This is a genomic window from Thalassospira permensis NBRC 106175 (assembly GCF_000714555.1).
In the GTDB taxonomy this organism is placed as follows: Bacteria; Pseudomonadota; Alphaproteobacteria; order Rhodospirillales; family Thalassospiraceae; genus Thalassospira; species Thalassospira xiamenensis.
On record NZ_AUNC01000056.1, the window covers coordinates 31,385 to 51,212 of the forward strand.

Below are 19,828 nucleotides of genomic sequence, written 5' to 3' on the forward strand. Positions count from 1 at the left end.
CTCCGTCGTTCCTTTGGGAATTGGATGGCTTATCGGAAAGAACAAGGATCAATCAATGTCAACGCGTGCTGATGCTATCGAAAATGTAACCCGGTATTTTGAAGATGGGCAGTTCATCGACGAACTGCGTCGAATGGTCGAACAGAAAACCGAAAGCCAGAAACCCGATAATCTCGAAGCGCTTTATGGCTATCTTACCGATGTGATTGTTCCGATGGTGCGCGATATGGGGTTTGAAACCCGCATCATCGATAATCCCAAGCCCGGTTTCGGACCGTTCCTGTTTGCCGAACGACACGAAGGTGATGACCTGCAGACCGTCCTGACATACGGGCATGGCGATGTGATCCTCGCACAGGAAGGCGAATGGCGCGAAGGCCTTGAGCCTTTCAAGCTGGTGATCGAAGGTGATCGGGTTTACGGGCGCGGTACGGCGGATAACAAAGTGCAGCATTGCATCAATCTGGCGGCCCTGCGGTCGGTCATTAAGACACGTGGTGCATTGGGCTTTAACTGCAAGGTCATCATTGAGATGGGCGAAGAGGCGGGGTCGCCCGGCCTTGCCGAACTGTTTACCAATTATCGCGATCTGTTTGCCGCCGATGTTCTGATTGCATCGGACGGTCCGCGCCTGAGTGCCGAACGACCGACCATGTTCATGGGGTCACGCGGGGCGATCAATTTTGCGCTGTCGCTTAAATATCGCGAAGGCGGCCACCATTCCGGGAACTGGGGCGGTTTGCTGAAAGACCCGATGATTGTTCTTTCGCATGCGATTGCATCCATCGTTGATCGTCGAGGGCAGATTCAGGTGCCGGAATGGCGTCCTGACAGCCTGAATGACGAAGTCCGGGAAGCCCTGAAGGATTGCGCAATCACCCAACCCGAAACCGGGCCGACAATCAACCCTGACTGGGGCGAGGAAAGCCTGTCACTGGCGGAAAAGGTTTATGGCTGGAACAGCTTTGCGGTACTTGCGGCAAAGGCCGGAAACCCGGAAAAACCGGTCAATGCCATCGCGCCTGAAGCCATTGCGCATTGCCAGTTGCGTTATGTGGTCGGCACGGATGCGGATGACATTCTGCCGGCTTTGCGCCGCCACCTTGATAAACATGGCTTTACGGACGTTGAAATCATTCCCTCGGCCAAGGGGTTCTTCCGGGCAACCCGGCTTGACCCGTCCCATCCGTGGGTCACGCGTGTACGCGATTCAATCATCAAGACCACCGGAACCAAACCGGCAATCCTGCCCAATCTTGGCGGGTCGCTGCCCAATGATACATTTGCCTATATCCTTGATCTGCCAACCGTCTGGGTGCCGCATTCCTATGCGTCATGCTCTCAGCATGCGCCCAACGAACACATCCTGCAAAGCCTCAGCCGACAGGCCCTGCAAATGATGGCCGGTGTGTTTTGGGATATCGGCGACGCCGCCTGACCATAGCAAGCCATCCGAAAATTCGGGCGCCAGAAACCATGACAGGATCATGGCTGGCGCCCTTTTATATGGGGCGGAGTCTTCCGCGTTCCAGTTTCCGGCAATAACGAATGCACTATTTTGCGACGCAATAACGCAGTCTGATCAATCACAGGTTTTGCGCCTGTTGGCGGCTTTGCTGTACTGCAACGTTACAGGAGGCGCTTGACTCCGACCTGTAACGTTGCAGTAATCAACTGCCAAATCAAAAAAGCCAACAGGGAGGAAACAGCATGTTTCTTGGCAAAATGACATGTGCCGGGATCGGTATGATCGCGGCATTCGGGCTTTCAACCAGCATCGCATCGGCACAGCAAAGTGTGGAAGTCCTGCATTGGTGGACGGCGGGCGGCGAAGCGAAGGCGCTTCAGGTTCTTAAAAAGGATCTCGAAGATCAGGGTGTTTCATGGAACGACATGCCGGTTGCTGGTGGTGGTGGCGAACAGGCCATGACCGTGCTGCGCGCACGCGTTACATCGGGCAATGCACCGACCGCGGTTCAGATGCTTGGTTTTGATATCAAGGATTGGGCGGGCGAGGGTGTTCTGGGCAATCTTGACGACCTTGCCGCAAAGGAAGGCTGGGAAGATGTTGTTCCCGATGCCTTGAAAGAGTTTTCGAAATATGACGGTCACTGGATCGCGGCCCCGGTCAACGTCCATTCGACCAACTGGGTCTGGGCCAACAAGGCGATCTTTGATGAACTGGGCCTGAAGCAGCCGACCAACTGGGACGAATTGATTGCGGCGCTCGATAAAATCAAGGATGCCGGTTACACAGCGGTCGCCCACGGTGGTCAGGCATGGCAGGACGCCACGATCTTTGATGCGGTCGTCATGGCAACCGGCGGGCCGGAATTCTATCAGGCATCCATGATCGATACCGATCCGGACGCGCTGGGGTCGGACACGATGAAAACCGTGTTTGATCGCATGGCGCAACTGCGCACCTATGTTGATGACAATTTCTCGGGCCGGGACTGGAACCTTGCGACCGCGATGGTGATCAACAAGGAAGCCGGGGTGCAGTTCATGGGCGACTGGGCCAAGGGCGAGTTTCTGAATGCCGGCAAGGTGCCCGACACTGATTTCATGTGCTTCCGTTTCCCCGGAACACAGGATGCAGTGACGTTCAACTCTGACCAGTTCGTGATGTTCCAGGTTGGCGAAGACCGTCAGGACGCGCAGATGAAACTGGCATCAGCCGTGATGTCGCCAAGCTTCCAGTCGGCATTCAACGTGGTCAAGGGATCGGTCCCGGCGCGCACCGATGTGCCCAATGACGACTTTGATGCCTGTGGCAAAAAAGGCATGGCCGAACTTGCTGCTGCCAATGAAAAGGGCACGCTGTTCGGGTCGATGGCGCATGGCCATTCGGTTCCGGCCGGGGTCAAAAACGCGATGTATGACGTGATTACCGCGCATTTTAACGGCGAATATGACAGTGCAACCGCTGTCGAGGAACTCGTCAACGCGGTTGAATCCGCTCAATAAGACCAAAAACGAAACCGGCGGCCGGATAGCATCCCGGCCGCCGGACAAAGTGCGGAGCATCACCCATGCAATCATCCTTGCCCGGCAAGGCACAGGCAACCCTGCGGGAGGTTCTGCCCCGTCTGGTGCTGAGCCCCAGCCTGTTTCTGATCCTTTTATTCGTTTACGGATTTATCATTTACACCGGCTATCTGTCGCTGACCGACAGCCGGATGCTGCCCTCCTACGAGCTTGAGGGATTTGGCAACTATGCCAATCTGTGGGGGCAGCGAAACTGGCTGATTGCCCTGCAAAACCTTGCGATTTTCGGTATTCTTTACATTGCGATCTGTTCGGTGCTGGGGCTGGTTCTGGCGATCCTGCTGGATCAGAAAATTCGCGGCGAAGGCATTTTGCGCCCGATCTATCTGTATCCGATGGCGCTGTCCTTCATTGTCACCGGCACGGCATGGAAATGGTTTCTTGATCCGGGGCTTGGTCTTGAAAACACCATGCATCTTTGGGGGTGGGAAAGCTTTACCTTCAACTGGATCAAGGATCGCGACATGGCGATCTATACTGTGGTGATTGCGGCGGTCTGGCAATCGTCGGGTTTTGTCATGGCGATGTTTCTGGCGGGTTTGCGCGGGATTGACACTGAAATCCTCAAGGCCGCGCAGATGGATGGTGCCAGCCGCTGGAGCCTTTATACCCGCATCGTCATTCCGCAATTGCGCCCGGTGTTCCTGTCGGCCTTTGTGGTTCTGGCCCATCTGGCGATCAAGGCCTATGACCTTGTCATTGCGCTGACCAATGGCGGGCCGGGTCGGGCCACCGAACTGCCCGCGACCTTCATGTATTCCTATACCTTCACGCGAAACCAGATGGGGGTCGGGGCATCGTCGGCGGTGATCATGCTGGCGATGATTGCCTCGATCATTGTGCCCTATCTTTATTCCGAACTTCGGGAGCGCCGCTGATGTCGCGTTCAACACAATCCTCCTTTGGCACCGGAAAACTTTTGCGCGCAGCCCTTTATGCGGTCCTGATCCTGTTTGCGGTTTATTACCTACTGCCGCTGTTTGTCATGCTGGTCAATTCGGTCAAGACGCTTGATGAAATCCGGGGCGGAAACATGATGTCGTTCCCCGAAGTGTTTACCTTCGAGCCGTGGCTGACCGCGTGGTCCGAGGCCCAGATCGGGGTCGAGCCGACGGGACTTAAACCCTATTTCATCAACAGCATCATGATGGTGGTGCCAGCGGTCGCCATCTCGACCGGGCTTGGGGCGCTGAATGGGTATGTTCTGACCAAATGGCGGTTTCCGGGCGACAAGATCATTTTCGGTCTGATGCTGTTTGCCTGTTTTATCCCGTTCCAGATCGTGCTGATCCCGATGGCACGCGTGCTGGGCATGATTGGTCTGGCAGGCACGACCGGCGGGCTGGTTCTGGTGCATGTGGTGTACGGGCTTGGCTTTACCACGCTGTTTTTCCGCAATTATTATGCGGCATTCCCCGACGAGCTGATCAAGGCGGCAAAGATGGACGGGGCCGGGTTCTGGCGGACTTTTACCCGTATTCTTCTGCCCAGTTCGGGGCCGATCATTGTGGTGACCGTGATCTGGCAATTTACCAATATCTGGAATGATTTCCTGTTCGGGGCGTCATTTGCCGACTTTGATTCGATGCCGATGACGGTCGCGCTCAACAACCTCGTTTCGTCCTCGACCGGGGTCAAGGAATACAATGTGCACTTTGCCGGTGCGGTTCTTGCCGCCCTTCCGACACTGATCGTTTACATCGTTTCCGGGCGCTATTTCGTGCGCGGACTGATGGCCGGTGCGGTCAAGGGTTAGCTCATAAAAAGACTTACAGGGAAGTTATCATGTCCTTTCTGCAAATCGACAAGGTGTGCAAAAGTTTCGGTCCGATCAAGGTTCTGCGCGATATTACGCTTGATGTTGAAGAAGGCGGTTTTCTGGTGCTTGTCGGGCCGTCGGGCTGTGGCAAATCGACCTTGCTCAATACCATTGCCGGGCTGGAAAAGCTGACAACCGGGGAAATCCGCATTGCTGGCAATGTCATTGATGATCTGCCGCCGTCGGAGCGCAATATCGCGATGGTGTTTCAAAGCTATGCGCTTTATCCCAACATGAATGTCGGGCAGAACATCGCATTCGGCCTTGAAATGCGCGGCATGCCAAAGGATGAACGCGATGCCAAGGTCGCCGAGGTCGCCAAGACGCTTCAGATTGAACATCTTCTGGATCGCAAACCCGGCCAGCTTTCGGGCGGGCAGCGCCAGCGCGTTGCGATGGGCCGGGCCCTTGTGCGTAATCCGCAATTGTTCCTGTTTGATGAACCGTTATCAAACCTTGATGCCAAGCTGCGCGTGGATATGCGTACCGAAATCAAACGCATGCATCAGACATTCGGCACCACGATTGTCTATGTCACCCATGACCAGATCGAAGCCATGACGCTGGGCACGCGCATTGCGGTCCTGAAGGACGGTATTGTTCAGCAATATGGCACCCCGGCGGAGATTTATAACGATCCGGCCAATCTGTTTGTCGCCGATTTCATGGGATCGCCCGCGATGAACCTGATCCCGGCGACGGTGCGGGGCAATGCTGTTGAAATGGCGCGGGCGGGCGAAGAGCCGCTGGTGCTTGAATTTCTACAACTGCCTGCGGATGTCCGGGCGCGTGACGGGCAGGAGGTCATTATCGGCATCCGGCCCGAGGCGATTACCGATGCCGATAACCGGGCACTGGTGCGCGATGGGCAGCAGGCGGTCAGTGCGTCGTGCCGGATCGATGTGGTTGAACCGGCCGGGGCGGATATTTTTGCCATCACGTCGCTGGGCGGCAAGGAGGTGGTGACCCGCCTGCATCAGGACTGGGACGGGCAGGCCAACAGCCACGCCGAACTGGTGTTCAACCTTGAAAAAGTTGTGTTTTTTGACCACGAAAGCGGCGTAAGACTGCGTTAGGTCCTGACCCTGGAATACCCCACGGAGGCTTTGACAACTGTCTGATCACGATCTTGCCGGGAATGCGGGGCGGCCTGCCGCCCAAACCCGGCCGACCCTTAAAACCATTGCGGAAATGACCGGCCTTGGTGTGACGACGGTGTCGCGCGCGCTTAAGGATGCGCATGATATCAGTGCGAAAACCAAGCTGCGCGTGCGCAAGGTGGCAGATGCCATCGGCTATCACCCGGACCGGGCCGGGGTGCGTTTGCGGACGGGAAAAACCAATGTTATCAGCCTGATCCTTGATCAGACCGACAAGGTGCCGGAATTTGCCAGACGGCTGATTGTCGGCATTTCCGATGTCATTCGTGGTACGCCCTATCACCTTGTCGTCACACCACAATCACGTGCCGATGACCCGATGGACCCGGTGCGATATGTGTTAAATACCCGTGCCGCTGACGGGGTGATCATTACCCATATCAGGCCCGATGATGAACGGGTGCAGGCCCTGAGCCAAAGCGGGCTGCCGTTTGTGGCGCATGGGCGTTGCCTTTCGGCACCGGGTCATGCCTATCACGATTTTGATAACCGGGCGTTTTGCGAGATGGCGGCGAAGCGCCTGATTGCGCGGGGGCGCAGGCGGCTGGCATTGCTTTCGCCGCCGTCGGAGTTTTCATATTATCAGGAAACGCTGGCCGGGCTTGCGGCGGTGGCGGAGGCAGAAGCTGTGCCTTTTCAGGTGCTTGGCGGGATCGACCTTGACAGCAGCAGCGAGGTTTTGCGCCAGGCCGGCATGGCATTGCGTCATCAGGATTATGTGCCCGACGGGGTGATTTGCGGCAGCGAGCTGTGCGCGATGGCGCTGATTGACGGCATGATCCAGTCGGGGATGGATGTCGGGCGGGACATCGATGTGATCGCCAAGGAAACGTCGGATTTGCTGAACTTTACCCGGCCCCGGATCGACAGCCTGCGCGAGGATCTGATCGTGGCCGGGCAGCAATTGGCGACCCATCTGCTGGACGTGATCGAGGGGCGGGAAGGGGCAAATCTGCAATCGCTAAGCGCGCCAATCCCGGTCTGGCGCAACGATATTTAAGCAGCCGGTTTCCCAGATTTATTATTCATTTAAAGTGAAAAATAAGATCGATTATTCATTTTTGATTGTTAATCGATTTTCGAGCGTGAATCATCGGCCCGGCGAAGTGCGAAAATAGCGTTTTTATTTGTATGATGAATAGATTTTCAAAACCGGCATTTCAGGCAGGTTTTGAGTCCCAGACTGCCAGATGAATCCCGGAAATCTGCCATTAATGTTATTTGTATGAGGATTTATCAGGGGGCTTTGCGGGCAAGGCATGTTGCGTCGGGCAGCGTTACCTTTTTGGGTGGCTTGGGGGTGGGCGGCCGCCCCGGGGTCAGGTGGACAAAGATGGGGGCGAGCGGGCGGGGGCGACAAGTGTGTTGCGCACCTGTGAATGCTGTTCAACGCGTTCAAGTGCGAAATTGGTCTGCATCTTTGCCCGAGATAGATCGCGGCAGCGAGTGCGGGCAAGGTTATCGAGGTGTCTTGCCCGCCCCGGTGATCCGCGCGGCGATAGGGGCGCGCGGACGAATAGGTCAGCCGTCAGCCGAAATCCAGTTGTACTTTCATGGATTGGCTGCGATCCGCGGCAAGGTCGAAGGCGGTTTTGGCATCCCGGAAGGGCAGCACCGAACTGATGATCGGTGAAACATCAATGACCTTGCGGTCAATCAGTTCTGCTGCCTGGGCAAATTCCGCATCAAAGCGGAAGCTTCCGATCATTCTGACTTCTTTGGTGACGGCGAGACTGAGCGGGAGTTCGCCATTGCCGCCAAGGCCGACCGTGATGATGGTGCCGCCCGGTTTGACCGCGTCGAATGCATTGGCAAGCGCCTGCGGACTGCCGGAGCATTCAAAGACCACATCCTGCGTGCCCTTGTTCATGCCGAGCGTTCTGAAGTCATCGGCATTGCGGGCAACATCGATGCCGCTATTGGCACCTGCCTTTGCGGCAATATCCAAGGCGGCCTTTGACAGGTCGGTCGCGGTAATCCAGTGTGCCCCGGAATGGGCGGCGGCCAGAATGGTCAGGCAGCCGATGGGACCGCAACCGGAAACGAGGACTTTTTTCCCCGACAGTGCCCCGGCCTGACGCACCGCATGCAGGCAGACGGCCAAGGGTTCGCTGCAAGCGGCGTGTTCCATATTGATATCTGGGGACAGTTTGACCAACTGTTCCGCGGGCAGGTTGATCTGCTGTCGGAACAGGCCCTGTTGATGGGGAAAGCGCATTGCGCTGCCAAAGAAACGCATGTCGGTGCATTGGTTGCGCATGTTCGCGCGGCAATACTGGCATTGGTTGCATGGCATGGAGGGATTGACCGCGACCTTGTCATTAACGGCAAGGCCGGTCACGTTTTGGCCAACGGCAATGATCGTACCGGCAACTTCATGCCCGAGAACCATCGGTTCGCGGATTTTAACCGTGCCAAAACCGCCGTTATGGTAGTAGTGCAGGTCCGAGCCGCAGATGCCGCCCTTGTCGATCTGAACGGTAATCGTGCCCGGTTCCGGTGCGCCGGGCTGGTCGATCTGATCGACACGCAGGTCGTGGGGTGAATGTATGACAACAGAATACATGCAAGATTACCTTAAAGAACGGAAATCATGCCGCCATCGGCATAGATGATCTGACCGTTCACATAGTTGGACGCATCCGAGCAGAGATAAATCGCCGTGCCGATCAGTTCGTCAGGCCTGCCCCAGCGCCGTGCGGGGGTGCGTGCCTTGACCCAGGCGTCAAATTCCGGGTTGGATGTGAGCGCGGCGTTCATGTCGGTAAGCATGTAACCCGGACCAATCGCATTGGCCTGAAGGCCGTGTTCGCCCCATTCGGCTGCCATCGCCTTGGTCAGCATTTTGATGCCGCCCTTGGCGACGGTGTAGGGGGCGACGGTGGCGCGCGCCAGTTCGCTTGTCAGCGAGCCGATATTGACGATTTTGCCATGCCCGCGTTTGACCATGCGTTTTGCGGCTTCGCGGCCAATCATGAAGGCGGATGTCAGATTGGTATCAATCACGCGCTGCCAGTCGGCGGTGTCGAGTTCCAGCATGGGTTTGCGGAACTGGATACCGGCATTATTGATCAAGATGTCGATCTGCATACCGGCGGCATCAAAGCGGTCAAAGGCGGCCTTGATTGCGGCTTCGTCGGTGACGTCAAACAGGGACATATCGACTTTCATACCCGCATCAGACATTTCCTTGCAGGCCTGCGAAAGGCGTTCGGAATTGGTGCCGTTCAGGATGACGGTGGCCCCGGCGGCAGCCAGACCTTCGGCAAAGGCGCGACCAAGACCGCGGGAAGAGCCGGTTATGAGGGCTGTTTTACCGGCGAGCGAGAAAAGTTCGAGAGACATGTTTCCTCCAACGGGCTTTTATTTTCAGGCTTTGCTTTCGCGGACGGTCAGGTCGCTGCGATCAAAGAAGGATTTCTGCAATTCGACACCAAGGCCGGGGCCTTCCATCGGATAGACATAACCGTTTTCGATTTTCGGAACAGCGGTGACCAGTTCATTGTACCAACCCTTGTAGAAGGCGCGGACACTTTCCTGGATGAGGGTGTTTGGCTGGCTGAACGACATGTGAATGGCGGCGGCAAAACCAACCGGGCCGATGCAGTCATGCGGGGCAAACGGGCGATGCCATGTTTCGGCCAGTGCTGCGATTTTCTTGCCTTCGGTAAGGCCGCCGGTCCAGCACAGGTCCACCATGACCACATGGGTTGCATCGCGGTCGAGCATATCCTTGTAGGGCCAGCGTGATCCCAGTGTTTCACTGGCACAGGTCCAGACATCGGTGGATGCGGCAAATTCTGCCAAAGCCTGCGGCGAGTTCATGCGGATCGGGTCTTCGTACCAGGTCGGGCTGAACTGTTCGAGTTCGCGGGCGATCTTCTTGGCGGTTGGCAGGTTCCATTGGGAATGGAATTCCACCATGATTTCCATTCTGTCGCCCACGGCCTTGCGGATTTCTTCGAAGGGACGGATCGCCTTTTTCATCTGTTCGGCGGTGATGTACTGACCGCGTGTTTCGGCCGCCATCGGATCAAATGGCCAGATTTTCATGGCGGTGATGCCGGATTCCAGAAGGTTTTCGGCCAGTTGGGCGGGGCGGTTCATGAAGCCGTCCAGATCCTCGTAGGGGCCTTCCGGTTCGCCCAGGTTCCAGTTCGATACGGGTTTGATATTGTTGGTACGGACATAGCGATATCCGGCACAGGTGTTGTAAATCCGGATTTTATCCCAGCACAAACCGCCCAGCATCTGATGGACGGGCTGGTCGCAGACCTTGCCAAAGATGTCCCAAAGGGCAATGTCGATGGCGGATGCCGCGCGATATTCCGCGCCCGTCGATGATTGTGCCATCGGCAGGTTGACCATTTCCTTGTGCAGGGCTTCGATGTGAAGGGGGGTCTGCCCGATCAGGCGTCCTGCCAGTGTATCGTGAATGTGTGCTTCGACCGCACCGGCACCATAGAAGGTTTCGCCAAGGCCGGTAATGCCCGCATCCGTTTCGACATGGACCCACAGGACATTGGCAAATTCGTCTACGCGGTAGGTTTTGATTGCTGTGATCTTCATTTTCTTATCCGAATTCAGATTAATTGAGTATTTCCGGGAGCCATAGCGCGATGGACGGGAAGGTGAGCATCAGCGCCAGGAAGGCGATCTGAATGAGCATGAAAGGCCAGAGAGACGCGAAAATCGTCTGAAGGGTGATTTCCGGCGGGGCGACGCTTTTGAGATAGAAAGCGGCCGGGCCAAAAGGCGGTGAGAGGAAAGCCACCTGCATGGTCAGCGAGAAAAGCACCCCGAACCATACCGGGTCATAGCCAAGCTGGGTGACGATGGGCACAAAGATCGGAATGGTCAGAAGCAGGATGCCAATCCAGTCCATGAACAGCCCAAGGACGATGAAAATCGCCATCATCAGCATGATCGTGACAACAGGCGCGATATCCAGACCGGTAATCATGCCGGTGACAAAACGCTGGCCGCCGGAAAGATTGTAAATGGCAATCAGCGATGCCGCGCCAAACGTCACCCACAGGATAATCCCGCAGGATTGCAGGGTGCGTGTCAGGGCCTGCCACAGCATGGTTATGTTCAGTTCGGATCGCAGGGCGATGATGAGGATGGAGACGCCAACCGCGATGCCCGCGGCCTCGGTAATGGAGGTCACCCCACCGTAGATGCAGCCAAAAACGATGCCGATCAGAACAAGCAGTGGCAGAACGCCGCGCAAGAAATCCTGTTTTGTGAAGGGCTCGGTCTTTTCCGGTGCCTTTGGGGTCAGGGCCGGATTAAGCGTGCAGCGAATATAGATGTAGGCGAAATACGCAAAGGCGAGCGCGAAGCCCGGTACGAAGGACGCCAGAAAGAGCTTTTGCACCGAGACGTCGGCGGTCAGGCCGTAAATGATCAGGACAATCGAGGGCGGCACCATTGTGCCGAGTGACCCGCCCGCGCAGATGATGCCGATGGAGAGTTTCCGGTCATATTGCAGGCGCATCATCTGTGGCAGGGCAATCAGACCAAGCAGAACGATTTCGCCGCCGATGATGCCGCTTATGGCGGCCATGAAAACGGAAATGATCAGGGTTACGGTCGCAACGCCGCCCTTCAGATTCCCGAAAACCTTGAACAGGGCATCGTAAAGATCCTGCGCCAGCCTGGAGCGTTCCAGCAGGGTTGCCATCAGAATGAAAAGCGGTACGGATAACAGCGAATATTCGGTCGCAAGCCCGTAAACCGTTTTATGGGCAAGTGCGATGACCGCCGGACCGAATTTAAGATAGCTGACAAGGACGGCAAGCGACCCGGCGGCGAAAGCCAGCGGAACACCCAGCGCCATCAGGGCAAAGACACCACCGACGAGGATAATGGAAATGAGTTCAATCGACACGGTTGTCCTCCGTGACTGATTCTGCGGTGTCGGCGGGGATGCCACGGAACCTTTTGACGCAGTTGATGATCCCGTAGAGCGCCATCAAACCGGTTGTCACGACGATAAGGGGCTTTACCGTTGCCGGGATCGGCGGGTTCCATGCCGTGCCAAACGGCTCCCAATTCATCAGGGATTGCCACGAACTGGGCGCGCCGAACCATGCAATGCCCAGACAGAATGTCAGGCAGCAGGCCAGCGTGATGAGATCGAATATGCGCTGAAGCCATGCGGGGCTTGCGTCATAGAGGACGGTAATTCTGAGATGCTGGTCTCTTTGCATGGCATAGAGGCCCGCAGCCAGAAACAGGATTGCCGAGAGCCACAAGGCCAGTTCATTGGCCCAGATTGTCGGGGTTCTGAATATGTAGCGTGCGATGACTTCGTAAAAAGTCACCCCGACAATGATCAAAAGAAGTAGGGAAAATAGTGCGACGACGAATTGAAAACTGCGCACGCGTTTCGGGGTTGCCTGCATCGCGGACCTCCAGAAAAGCCCCCGGGGGAAACCCCCGAGGATCAGAATGACGGACTTGCTGGTTAGTCGAGGATGCCGTTTTTCTTCATGTAGGCGATATGTGCGTCATAGGCCGCCTTGGCTTCGGGGCTCCGCGTTGCCCAGTCGGCCCATACGTCCTGTGCTGCCTTGCGGAATGCCAGACGGTCTTCGTTGCTCCAGTCTTCGAGGGTGACGCCGGCTTCGGTCAGTTCCTTGGCAGCTTCCTGATCAAGCTTGTTTGATTCTGCGATGACTTCCGGGGCAATCGTTGCGATGGCGTCCTGCATGGCCTTTTGCTGGGTGTCGTTCAGCGCATTCCATTTTTCCAGATTGATCGCGATATGTTCGATTGGCATGGAATGGAAGCCTGGATAGGTCGCATATTTTGCGATGTCATAGAGGCCGAGTTTCTTGTTCACGGCGAGTGTGGAGGCATCCGCCCCCGAAACCGTGCCGGTGGACATGGCGGTGAACACCTCGCCAAACGGCATCACAACCGGGCCCGCGCCAAGTTTCTGGAAAATTTCGGATTCCATGCCCGGAGGCGAGCGGAATTTCCAGCCCTTAAGATCATTGATCCCGGCAAGCGGGGTGGTTGAGCTTAGTGATTCGGGGGTTGCGATGAACACACCAACAAGATGCATGTTAAATTTGTGATACAGCTCGTTTGCGAGGTCGAGACCGCCATCCTTGTACCAGCCAAGAAGCTGTTCCGGGGTGCTGTAGCCGCCCATGATGTCGCCATAGAACTGGAAGGCAGGGTTTTTGCCGGTGATATAGCCCGCACCGGTTGCGTCACCGTCAATGATGCCCATACTGGATGCTTCGAAGGCTTCGTTCGAATTGACGACCGACGAGCTGGTGTGCATTTCGATCTGCACCGTGCCATCGGAATATTCTTTGACAAGGTCGGCAAACCGCAACAGTGCCTTGCCCTGCAATGAGGAGGCGTTGTGATGTGTCTGGAATTGCAGCGGGGTCGGGTCGGCCGCGAAGGCCTGTGATGTGGTGAAAGTCAGAAAGCCGGTGGCGGCCAAGGCGGTTAATGTTTTTGTTAGTTTTTTCATGTCGTTGGTTCCTCCCTTATGTGACATGTTGTGATATTTCACGAAACATCAGTAGCATGTATCAAGCGGGAACTTCAACAGGTTTTACTTTTCCATCCATGGGAATGTGTATATATGGTATTGAATAAAAACAAATATATTGTGACTTTTTATGAAATTACAGAGAGAGATAATGGCGTCGAAACAGAAAGATAGGGCCATTTCGGGCGATTCTTCCGAGCCGGGAAAAACAGGATCGGGCGGGGGCAAAAACCTGAACGAGCTTGCCTATAACAAGCTTGAAGAACTTATCGTGACCTGTGAATTGAAGCCGGGCAGTTATCTGCGCATACAGGATTTGCAAACCGCAACCGGTATCAGCCGCACGCCGGTTCATCAGGCGGTTACGCGCCTGTCAGCCGATACCCTTATGATCATTCAGCCCCGCCAGGGCATCCAGATTGCGCCGATTGACCTGACACGCACCCATTTGCTGTTGCGGCTGCGCCGCGATATGGAAAGGTTCGTCGTGTCGCTGGCGAGTGCGCGGGCGAGTACGTCGCACAGAAGTCAGATGCGCCATCTGATCGGGCTTTTGACAACGCATCGCGACAAGATGACGATTGTCGAGTTCAACGAATTTGATCGCCGGATTGATCAGATGATGCTGGCGGCCTGCGGCGAGCCGTTTCTTGAATATACCTTGCGCCCCTTGCATACTATTTTCCGCCGTCTGGGATGGATTTATCATACGCAGACGGTTGATGGGGTATCGCTTGATGTGACCATCGACAGCCATCTGGATGTTCTGAATGCGGTTGTCGAGGGCAAAAAGGATGAGGCACTGGTTGCGTCGGACAAGCTGATCGAGTTTGTGGATGCGATGTTCCCGGTTCTTGAAAGCAGTATCGCGCCGAGCATTTTTGACGTGACGCAGGACTTTGATCCATTTTGAGATTGGGGCGTGAAGGCCAATAGGCTTTTGCAATTTTCCGGTTGAAATTTTGTGAAATATCAGAAAATATCAAGACGAAAAATAATAACCATATATGGGAGGATTTCGTGAAGGTCGTGTTCCATGGGGCGAATGCCTCGACTTTTCATCCCGGTTTTGCCGAATTGCTTGATGCGGCGCATGAGCTTGTTCTGTTGCCCGATCATCTTGGCAGTGAGGCGGATCGCGAAGCCTATGCCACGGCGGATGTCATTATCGGCATCAGGTTTGATGACAGTTTTCCAACGCCGCGTAACCTGAAACTTTATCAGGTGCCGGGGGCGGGCTATGACGGTATTCGAGTTTCGGACCTGCCGGTGGATGCCGATCTTTGCAATTGTTTCGGGCATGAAATTGCGATTGCGGAATATGCGATGTGTGCGTTGCTGTCCCGTCATGTTCCGCTTGGCGATGCCGATGCGCGTTTGCGCAAAGGGGATTGGAAATATTGGGCGGGTGGCCCGTCCGGCATGAGAACGGAGCTTGGCAGTACCACAATCGGTATTCTTGGTTACGGGCATATCGGCAAGGCGATTGCCCAACGCGCCAAGGCGTTTGGCATGAGGGTACATGTTGCCAACCGTTCCCGCCCCGAGGATCAGAGCCAGATCGATGCGTTTCATGCGATTGATGATTTCAGGGAAATGCTGGCGCATGTGGATGTTGTCGTGAATACGCTGCCGCTGGCGGCCAACACGACCGGCCTTGTTGATGGCAAGGCGTTTGCCAGCATGAAGCCGACTGCGGTTTTCATGAATGTCGGCCGTGGCGGTGTGGTTGATGAAGAGGCGCTGTTTGGGGCGTTAAAAGACGGCCTGATCGAACATGCCTTTATTGATACATGGTACCAGTATCCGAGCGGACCGGACGCGGTGACCTATCCCTCCCGCCTGCCGTTTCATGAACTCGGCAACATTACAATGACGCCCCACATGTCGGGCTGGACCCATGGCACGATTGAACGGCGCAGAAATGTCATGGCAGATAACGTCAACCGTATCTGTCAGGGATTGGCACCAGTCAATCGGATTGCAAAATAAGGTCGTTTGACCGCATCGCCCACCGGCCGGACGGTTGATTTTCGACCGACCGGCTATCCCCGGAGCAGAAGTCGCCCTTTTGCTCCGGGTCTTTTTTTTAGAGAAAGCGTTACGCGGCCCTAGGCCGCGTTACCTTTTTTTGGCGGGTTGCGGCGTTGTTCGGCAGCGCCCGGTGTCAGGCGCACGAAGGTGCGATCAGGCAGGCGCAGATCGACGATCAGCACGTCGCGTGACAGGATGTGGTGTTCCTGATCAAGCTGATCGAGGCGGGCCCAGGCCTTGTCGATGTTGTCCTCGGGCAGGCGGATGAACATGCCGTTGGCAAGCTGGATGTTCCAGCGGCGGTTGCCGATGCGCTGTGCGCCGCTGACCATGTCAAACAGGCGCGGGATGGATTTGAGCGTGGTCAGCATTTCGCTGGCATGTTCGGGGGCGTCCGCCCCAACCACGACCGGCAGGTCAAGATAGTCGCCCAGTTCATAATTCTGAAGCTGCGCCCCGTCGGCATCAATCACCACATGGCCGGTATCGGTCTGCCACAGGGCGACGGGCTGGCGTTCGGTGATCGAGACGATAAGGCGATTGGGCAGGCGGCGTTCGACAATCGCATCGCGCACCCAGGAAAGCTGTTCAATGCGTTCACGCGCGGCATCGACATCAAAGGTGACAATCGGGGTGCCGGGCTTCTGGCCGATGGCGGCCAGAAGGGCTTCGGGGTCGGTTTTTTCACGCCCGCGGACTTCGATGTTTTTGACCGTCATGCCAAATTCGGCGGAAAGGCGGATCGCCTCCACCTCGGCGACCGCATACCATTTTTCGGCCTTGCCGGTATACCATAGCGCAAAGGGCCCGGCGATCAGCAGGGCCGTGAGGCTTGACCACCAGAAAACACGCACCAGTTTTTTCAGGTTGGCACCAACGCCGTGCTGCTGTTGAAGCTTCTCGCGGCGTTCGCGGGCCTGTTCTTCGAGGGTTCCTAACGCTCGCATGAGGCGTCCTCGACCATCCAGGCGACAATGTCGGCGAAGCTTAGACCGTCATGACGGGCGGCATCGGGGACAAGCGATGTCGGCGTCATGCCGGGCTGGGTGTTGATTTCAAGGATCGCAACGCGGTCCTCGGCCGGGTCATAGCGGAAATCGGCGCGTGCAATCCCGCGACAGCCGAGCGCACGATAGGCCTTTTCGGCGCAATCCTGAATTTTGGCGCGAAGGTCGCCGGGGATATCGGCCGGGATGATATGTTCGGACCCACCCGCGACATATTTTGATTCAAAATCATAAAAGGCATGATTGCCGGTCATGATTTCGATGATTTCCATCGCCTTGCCATCCTTGACCGCGACGGTCATTTCACGTCCGGGAATGAATTCTTCCTGCATCACGCCATCGCCATGCATCCATTCGCGCGCCAGCATGTTCTGTTCTTCCTCGGCCGTCAGGATGATTTCCACTCCGACGGATGACCCTTCGTTATTGGGTTTCAGGACATAGGGCGGGGGCAGGGCATTACCCGCAGCGATTTCATCGCGCGAGACCCAGACGTGACGGGCGCAGGGGATGTCATATTCCATGAACATTGCCTTGGCCGACATTTTATCCATAGCGATGGAGGATGCGCGCACGCCCGAATGGGTATAGGGAATGCCCATGATTTCAAGCAACCCTTGCACGCAGCCATCCTCGCCCCAGCGGCCATGCAGGGCGTTGAATACGACATCGGGTTTGGGATCAATCGCGGCAAGCTGTGCGGCCAGATCGCGACCGGCATCAATTTCGGTGACGCGATAGCCCTTTTCACGCAGCGCCTTGATGCATTCCGAGCCCGAGGACAGGGAAACTTCGCGTTCTGCGGACCAGCCGCCATAAATGACGGCGACATGCTTGCTCATGCGTCTTTTCCTATGATCGAGTGTCCCAGTCGGTCGCCGATGCGCCGGATTTCCCAGCGCAGATCGACGCCACAATGTTTTTTCACGCGCTCGCGCACGGTTTCGCCGAGTTCTTCGAGATCAAGGGCGGTGGCAGTGCCCAGATTGATCATGAAATTGCAGTGTTGTGGCGACATCTGTGCGCCGCCAATCGTCAGCCCCCGGCACCCGGCGGCATCAATGACTTCCCATGCGCGGTCCGGCAGGGGATTGGCGAAGGTCGATCCGCCGGTGCGTGATTTGATCGGCTGTGATCCGGCGCGCGCTTCGTGTATTTCATCCATGCGTTTGGTGATCTCGGCCGGGTCGCCGGGCTTGCCACGCAGGATGGCGGATGTGAAAATCCAGTCTTCGGGAAGGCCGCAATGGCGATATGTCATATCCATCGCCTTGGCGGTGACGGTATGCAGATCGCCATTGCCGTCAATCGCATTGGCACTGACCAGCACATCCTTGATTTCGGCACCATAGGCCCCGGCATTCATGCGAAGTGCGCCGCCAATGGTGCCCGGAATGCCAGATAGAAACTCAAGTCCGGCAATCCCGGCATCGCGTGCGATTTGGGCAACGTTCAGGTCAAGCGCACCGGCGCCGGCGTGAATTTCGCCGTCCTTGATGATGGCATCGGTAAAGGGCCGACCCAGGCGGACGACCACGCCGCGAATGCCGCCATCACGGACCAGCAGGTTTGAGCCGACCCCGATCACGGTGACCGGCAGGTTTTCGGGCCGGTTTTTCAGGAAGTCGGCAAGGTCCATTTCATCAGCGGGTCGGAACATCACATCGGCCGGGCCGCCGACCTGAAACCAGGTGACCTTGGACAATTGTGCGCCTTCGCGCAGCTTGCCGCGTACCTTTGGCAGGCGATCAATAAGCGGTGTGTGATGTCCCGGCGTGCTCATGACAAACTCGTCAAATCCGTTTCAGGTTTCGGTTTCAGTTCTTAAGCGCTTCAAGCTGTGCGGGCAGGGCGTTGGCCCATGCGCTGATCGATCCGGCACCCAGGCAGACGACCAGATCGCCCGGTTTGGCTTCCTTGGCAATCATGCTTGCCAGTGCTTCGGGGCCTTCAAGGGCCGATACATGGCGGTGGCCGCGATTGCGAAGCCCTTCGACCAGCGCGTCGCGTGATGCGCCTTCAATCGGGCTTTCGCCAGCTTCGTAAACATCGGCGACGATCACGCTGTCGGCGTCGTTAAAGCAGGTGCAGAATTCCTCGAACAGGTCATGCAGGCGCGAATAGCGGTGCGGCTGAACCACGGCGATGACGTTGTTGCCGGTTGCCTTGCGGGCGGCCTTCAGCACCGCCTTGATTTCGACCGGGTGGTGGCCGTAATCATCGATGATGGTCACACCATCAACCTCGCCGGTTTTGGTAAAGCGGCGTTTGACGCCGGTGAAACCGTCAAAGGCGGAGACGATTTTATCGTCAGGAATGCCAAGTTCGAGAGCGACCGTGATCGCGGCCAGCGAGTTTGACACGTTATGATCGCCAACCATCGGCAGGCGGACATCCCTGATCACGCGTTCGGCGCTATCGACCCGTTCGCGAATGACGACGTCAAAGGTGCTTTGGCCGATTTCGGTGCGGACATTGACCGCGCGGACATCGGCCTGTGGGGAGAAGCCAAAGGTAAAGATGCGGCGATCCGTGACCTTGCCGATCAGGGCCTGGACTTCGGGATGGTCGATGCACAGAACCGCAAAGCCATAGAACGGGATGTTCTGAACGAAGTTCTTGAAGGCCTCGCGCAGCTGATCAAAGTTTTTCCAGTGATCAAGATGTTCCGGGTCGATATTGGTCACGACCGAAATGGTCGAGGGGACCTTGACGAACGTGCCATCGGACTCATCGGCCTCGACCACCATCCAGTCACCATCGCCAAGACGCGCATTGGTGCCATATGAATTGATGATGCCGCCATTGATCACGGTCGGGTCAAGCCCGGCCGCGTCCAGCATGGTGGCAACCAGCGAGGTCGTGGTGGTTTTGCCGTGCGTGCCGCCCACCGCAATCGCGGCCTTGAGCCGCATCAGTTCGGCCAGCATTTCAGAGCGGCGCACCACCGGGATCATATCGGCACGTGCGGCGACGACTTCGGGGTTATCAGGCTTCACGGCGGTGGAGATCACCACCACCTTGGCGTCTTCGACATTGGCGGCCTGATGGCCGACGAAAACCCTGATCCCCAGATCGCGCAGGCGCTGCACATTGGCATTGTCGGAAATATCGGACCCCTGCACGGTGTAACCAAGGTTGTGCAGGATTTCGGCAATGCCGGACATGCCGATGCCACCAATACCGACAAAATGGATGGTGCCGATGTTGAGCGGCAGGGTGTTCATGGAATGTCTCC

18 protein-coding genes are annotated in these 19,828 nt (G+C 56.6%); 8 read left to right on the plus strand and 10 right to left on the minus strand.

What is annotated here, in order from left to right:
• Window positions 1-55: 55 nt before the first annotated feature.
• The 6 genes from SMB34_RS17850 to SMB34_RS17875 all read left to right on the plus strand — a co-directional run bounded on the left by SMB34_RS17850 (window position 56) and on the right by SMB34_RS17875 (window position 7,030).
• The gene (locus tag SMB34_RS17850) at window positions 56-1,438 is read left to right on the plus strand and encodes a M20 family metallopeptidase (RefSeq protein WP_037992135.1); all 1,383 of its coding nucleotides are present in this window, start codon (window positions 56-58) and stop codon (window positions 1,436-1,438) included.
• 272 nt (window positions 1,439-1,710) lie between these two features.
• Window positions 1,711-2,970, plus strand: coding sequence for an ABC transporter substrate-binding protein (locus SMB34_RS17855; protein ID WP_156962708.1), 1,260 nt, complete (start codon window positions 1,711-1,713; stop codon window positions 2,968-2,970).
• Window positions 2,971-3,035: 65 nt separating this feature from the next.
• Window positions 3,036-3,929 carry a carbohydrate ABC transporter permease gene (locus SMB34_RS17860; protein ID WP_007089755.1) on the plus strand — a complete coding sequence of 298 codons (894 nt, stop codon included), beginning with the start codon at window positions 3,036-3,038 and terminating at the stop codon, window positions 3,927-3,929.
• Window positions 3,929-4,807 carry a carbohydrate ABC transporter permease gene (locus tag SMB34_RS17865; RefSeq protein WP_037992137.1) on the plus strand — a complete coding sequence of 293 codons (879 nt, stop codon included), beginning with the start codon at window positions 3,929-3,931 and terminating at the stop codon, window positions 4,805-4,807. Before SMB34_RS17860 ends, SMB34_RS17865 begins: the two co-directional genes overlap by 1 nt.
• 29 nt (window positions 4,808-4,836) lie before the next feature.
• Entirely contained in the window at window positions 4,837-5,946 is a 1,110-nt protein-coding gene (locus SMB34_RS17870) for an ABC transporter ATP-binding protein (protein ID WP_037992139.1), read from the plus strand.
• A 106-nt stretch (window positions 5,947-6,052) separates the two neighbouring features.
• Window positions 6,053-7,030, plus strand: coding sequence for a LacI family DNA-binding transcriptional regulator (locus SMB34_RS17875; protein WP_276202150.1), 978 nt, complete (start codon window positions 6,053-6,055; stop codon window positions 7,028-7,030).
• A gap of 528 nt (window positions 7,031-7,558) precedes the next feature.
• Here the strand turns inward: SMB34_RS17875 and SMB34_RS17880 are convergent.
• From SMB34_RS17880 to SMB34_RS17905, 6 genes are all read right to left on the minus strand, one after another.
• The gene (locus SMB34_RS17880; protein ID WP_037992142.1) at window positions 7,559-8,596 is read right to left on the minus strand and encodes an L-idonate 5-dehydrogenase; all 1,038 of its coding nucleotides are present in this window, start codon (window positions 8,594-8,596) and stop codon (window positions 7,559-7,561) included.
• Between the two features lie 11 nt (window positions 8,597-8,607).
• The gene (locus SMB34_RS17885; protein ID WP_037992143.1) at window positions 8,608-9,375 is read right to left on the minus strand and encodes an SDR family oxidoreductase; all 768 of its coding nucleotides are present in this window, start codon (window positions 9,373-9,375) and stop codon (window positions 8,608-8,610) included.
• A 24-nt stretch (window positions 9,376-9,399) separates the two neighbouring features.
• Window positions 9,400-10,599, minus strand: a complete 1,200-nt coding sequence (locus SMB34_RS17890) for a mandelate racemase/muconate lactonizing enzyme family protein (RefSeq protein ID WP_037992144.1) — start codon at window positions 10,597-10,599, stop codon at window positions 9,400-9,402.
• A 19-nt stretch (window positions 10,600-10,618) separates the two neighbouring features.
• On the minus strand, window positions 10,619-11,923 hold the full coding sequence (locus tag SMB34_RS17895) for a TRAP transporter large permease (RefSeq protein ID WP_037992146.1): 1,305 nt from the start codon (window positions 11,921-11,923) through the stop codon (window positions 10,619-10,621).
• Entirely contained in the window at window positions 11,913-12,440 is a 528-nt protein-coding gene (locus SMB34_RS17900) for a TRAP transporter small permease subunit (protein ID WP_051682404.1), read from the minus strand. Before SMB34_RS17900 ends, SMB34_RS17895 begins: the two co-directional genes overlap by 11 nt.
• Before the next feature lie 62 nt (window positions 12,441-12,502).
• Complete coding sequence (locus tag SMB34_RS17905) at window positions 12,503-13,528, minus strand: TRAP transporter substrate-binding protein (RefSeq protein ID WP_037992147.1); 1,026 nt, start codon at window positions 13,526-13,528, stop codon at window positions 12,503-12,505.
• Between the two features lie 172 nt (window positions 13,529-13,700).
• On the opposite strand from SMB34_RS17905, the gene SMB34_RS17910 reads away from it, so the two are divergent.
• Together SMB34_RS17910 and SMB34_RS17915 are read left to right on the plus strand one after the other, a co-directional pair.
• A complete protein-coding gene (locus SMB34_RS17910; protein ID WP_037992148.1) occupies window positions 13,701-14,462 on the plus strand; it encodes a GntR family transcriptional regulator in 762 nt (253 codons plus the stop codon).
• 107 nt (window positions 14,463-14,569) lie between these two features.
• Entirely contained in the window at window positions 14,570-15,541 is a 972-nt protein-coding gene (locus SMB34_RS17915) for a 2-hydroxyacid dehydrogenase (RefSeq protein ID WP_037992266.1), read from the plus strand.
• A 119-nt stretch (window positions 15,542-15,660) separates the two neighbouring features.
• On the opposite strand, the gene SMB34_RS17920 is transcribed toward SMB34_RS17915, so the two are convergent.
• Genes SMB34_RS17920 through murC form a run of 4 tightly spaced genes read right to left on the minus strand, consistent with a single transcriptional unit; the run spans window position 15,661 to window position 19,817 of the window.
• Complete coding sequence (locus tag SMB34_RS17920) at window positions 15,661-16,530, minus strand: cell division protein FtsQ/DivIB (protein WP_037992150.1); 870 nt, start codon at window positions 16,528-16,530, stop codon at window positions 15,661-15,663.
• Window positions 16,518-17,432 (minus strand): D-alanine--D-alanine ligase, encoded by a 915-nt coding sequence (locus SMB34_RS17925; protein ID WP_037992151.1) that lies wholly within the window; start codon window positions 17,430-17,432, stop codon window positions 16,518-16,520. The genes SMB34_RS17920 and SMB34_RS17925 overlap by 13 nt, the downstream gene beginning before the upstream one ends.
• A complete protein-coding gene (gene murB / locus SMB34_RS17930) occupies window positions 17,429-18,373 on the minus strand; it encodes a UDP-N-acetylmuramate dehydrogenase (protein WP_037992152.1) in 945 nt (314 codons plus the stop codon). The genes SMB34_RS17925 and murB overlap by 4 nt, the downstream gene beginning before the upstream one ends.
• 34 nt (window positions 18,374-18,407) lie before the next feature.
• Window positions 18,408-19,817, minus strand: coding sequence for a UDP-N-acetylmuramate--L-alanine ligase (gene murC / locus SMB34_RS17935; protein WP_037992154.1), 1,410 nt, complete (start codon window positions 19,815-19,817; stop codon window positions 18,408-18,410).
• Window positions 19,818-19,828 lie beyond the last annotated feature (11 nt).

Bases quoted from the DNA above. Each gene is read 5' to 3' on its own strand.
- SMB34_RS17850 (WP_037992135.1), top strand. From the start codon at position 56: ATGTCAACGCGTGCTGATGCTATCGAAAATGTAACCCGGTATTTTGAA.
- SMB34_RS17855 (WP_156962708.1), top strand. From the start codon at position 1,711: ATGTTTCTTGGCAAAATGACATGTGCCGGGATCGGTATGATCGCGGCA.
- SMB34_RS17860 (WP_007089755.1), top strand. From the start codon at position 3,036: ATGCAATCATCCTTGCCCGGCAAGGCACAGGCAACCCTGCGGGAGGTT.
- SMB34_RS17865 (WP_037992137.1), top strand. From the start codon at position 3,929: ATGTCGCGTTCAACACAATCCTCCTTTGGCACCGGAAAACTTTTGCGC.
- SMB34_RS17870 (WP_037992139.1), top strand. From the start codon at position 4,837: ATGTCCTTTCTGCAAATCGACAAGGTGTGCAAAAGTTTCGGTCCGATC.
- SMB34_RS17880 (WP_037992142.1), bottom strand. From the start codon at position 8,596: ATGTATTCTGTTGTCATACATTCACCCCACGACCTGCGTGTCGATCAG.
- SMB34_RS17885 (WP_037992143.1), bottom strand. From the start codon at position 9,375: ATGTCTCTCGAACTTTTCTCGCTCGCCGGTAAAACAGCCCTCATAACC.
- SMB34_RS17890 (WP_037992144.1), bottom strand. From the start codon at position 10,599: ATGAAGATCACAGCAATCAAAACCTACCGCGTAGACGAATTTGCCAAT.
- SMB34_RS17900 (WP_051682404.1), bottom strand. From the start codon at position 12,440: ATGCAGGCAACCCCGAAACGCGTGCGCAGTTTTCAATTCGTCGTCGCA.
- SMB34_RS17905 (WP_037992147.1), bottom strand. From the start codon at position 13,528: ATGAAAAAACTAACAAAAACATTAACCGCCTTGGCCGCCACCGGCTTT.
- SMB34_RS17910 (WP_037992148.1), top strand. From the start codon at position 13,701: ATGGCGTCGAAACAGAAAGATAGGGCCATTTCGGGCGATTCTTCCGAG.
- SMB34_RS17920 (WP_037992150.1), bottom strand. From the start codon at position 16,530: ATGCGAGCGTTAGGAACCCTCGAAGAACAGGCCCGCGAACGCCGCGAG.
- SMB34_RS17925 (WP_037992151.1), bottom strand. From the start codon at position 17,432: ATGAGCAAGCATGTCGCCGTCATTTATGGCGGCTGGTCCGCAGAACGC.
- murB (WP_037992152.1), bottom strand. From the start codon at position 18,373: ATGAGCACGCCGGGACATCACACACCGCTTATTGATCGCCTGCCAAAG.
- murC (WP_037992154.1), bottom strand. From the start codon at position 19,817: ATGAACACCCTGCCGCTCAACATCGGCACCATCCATTTTGTCGGTATT.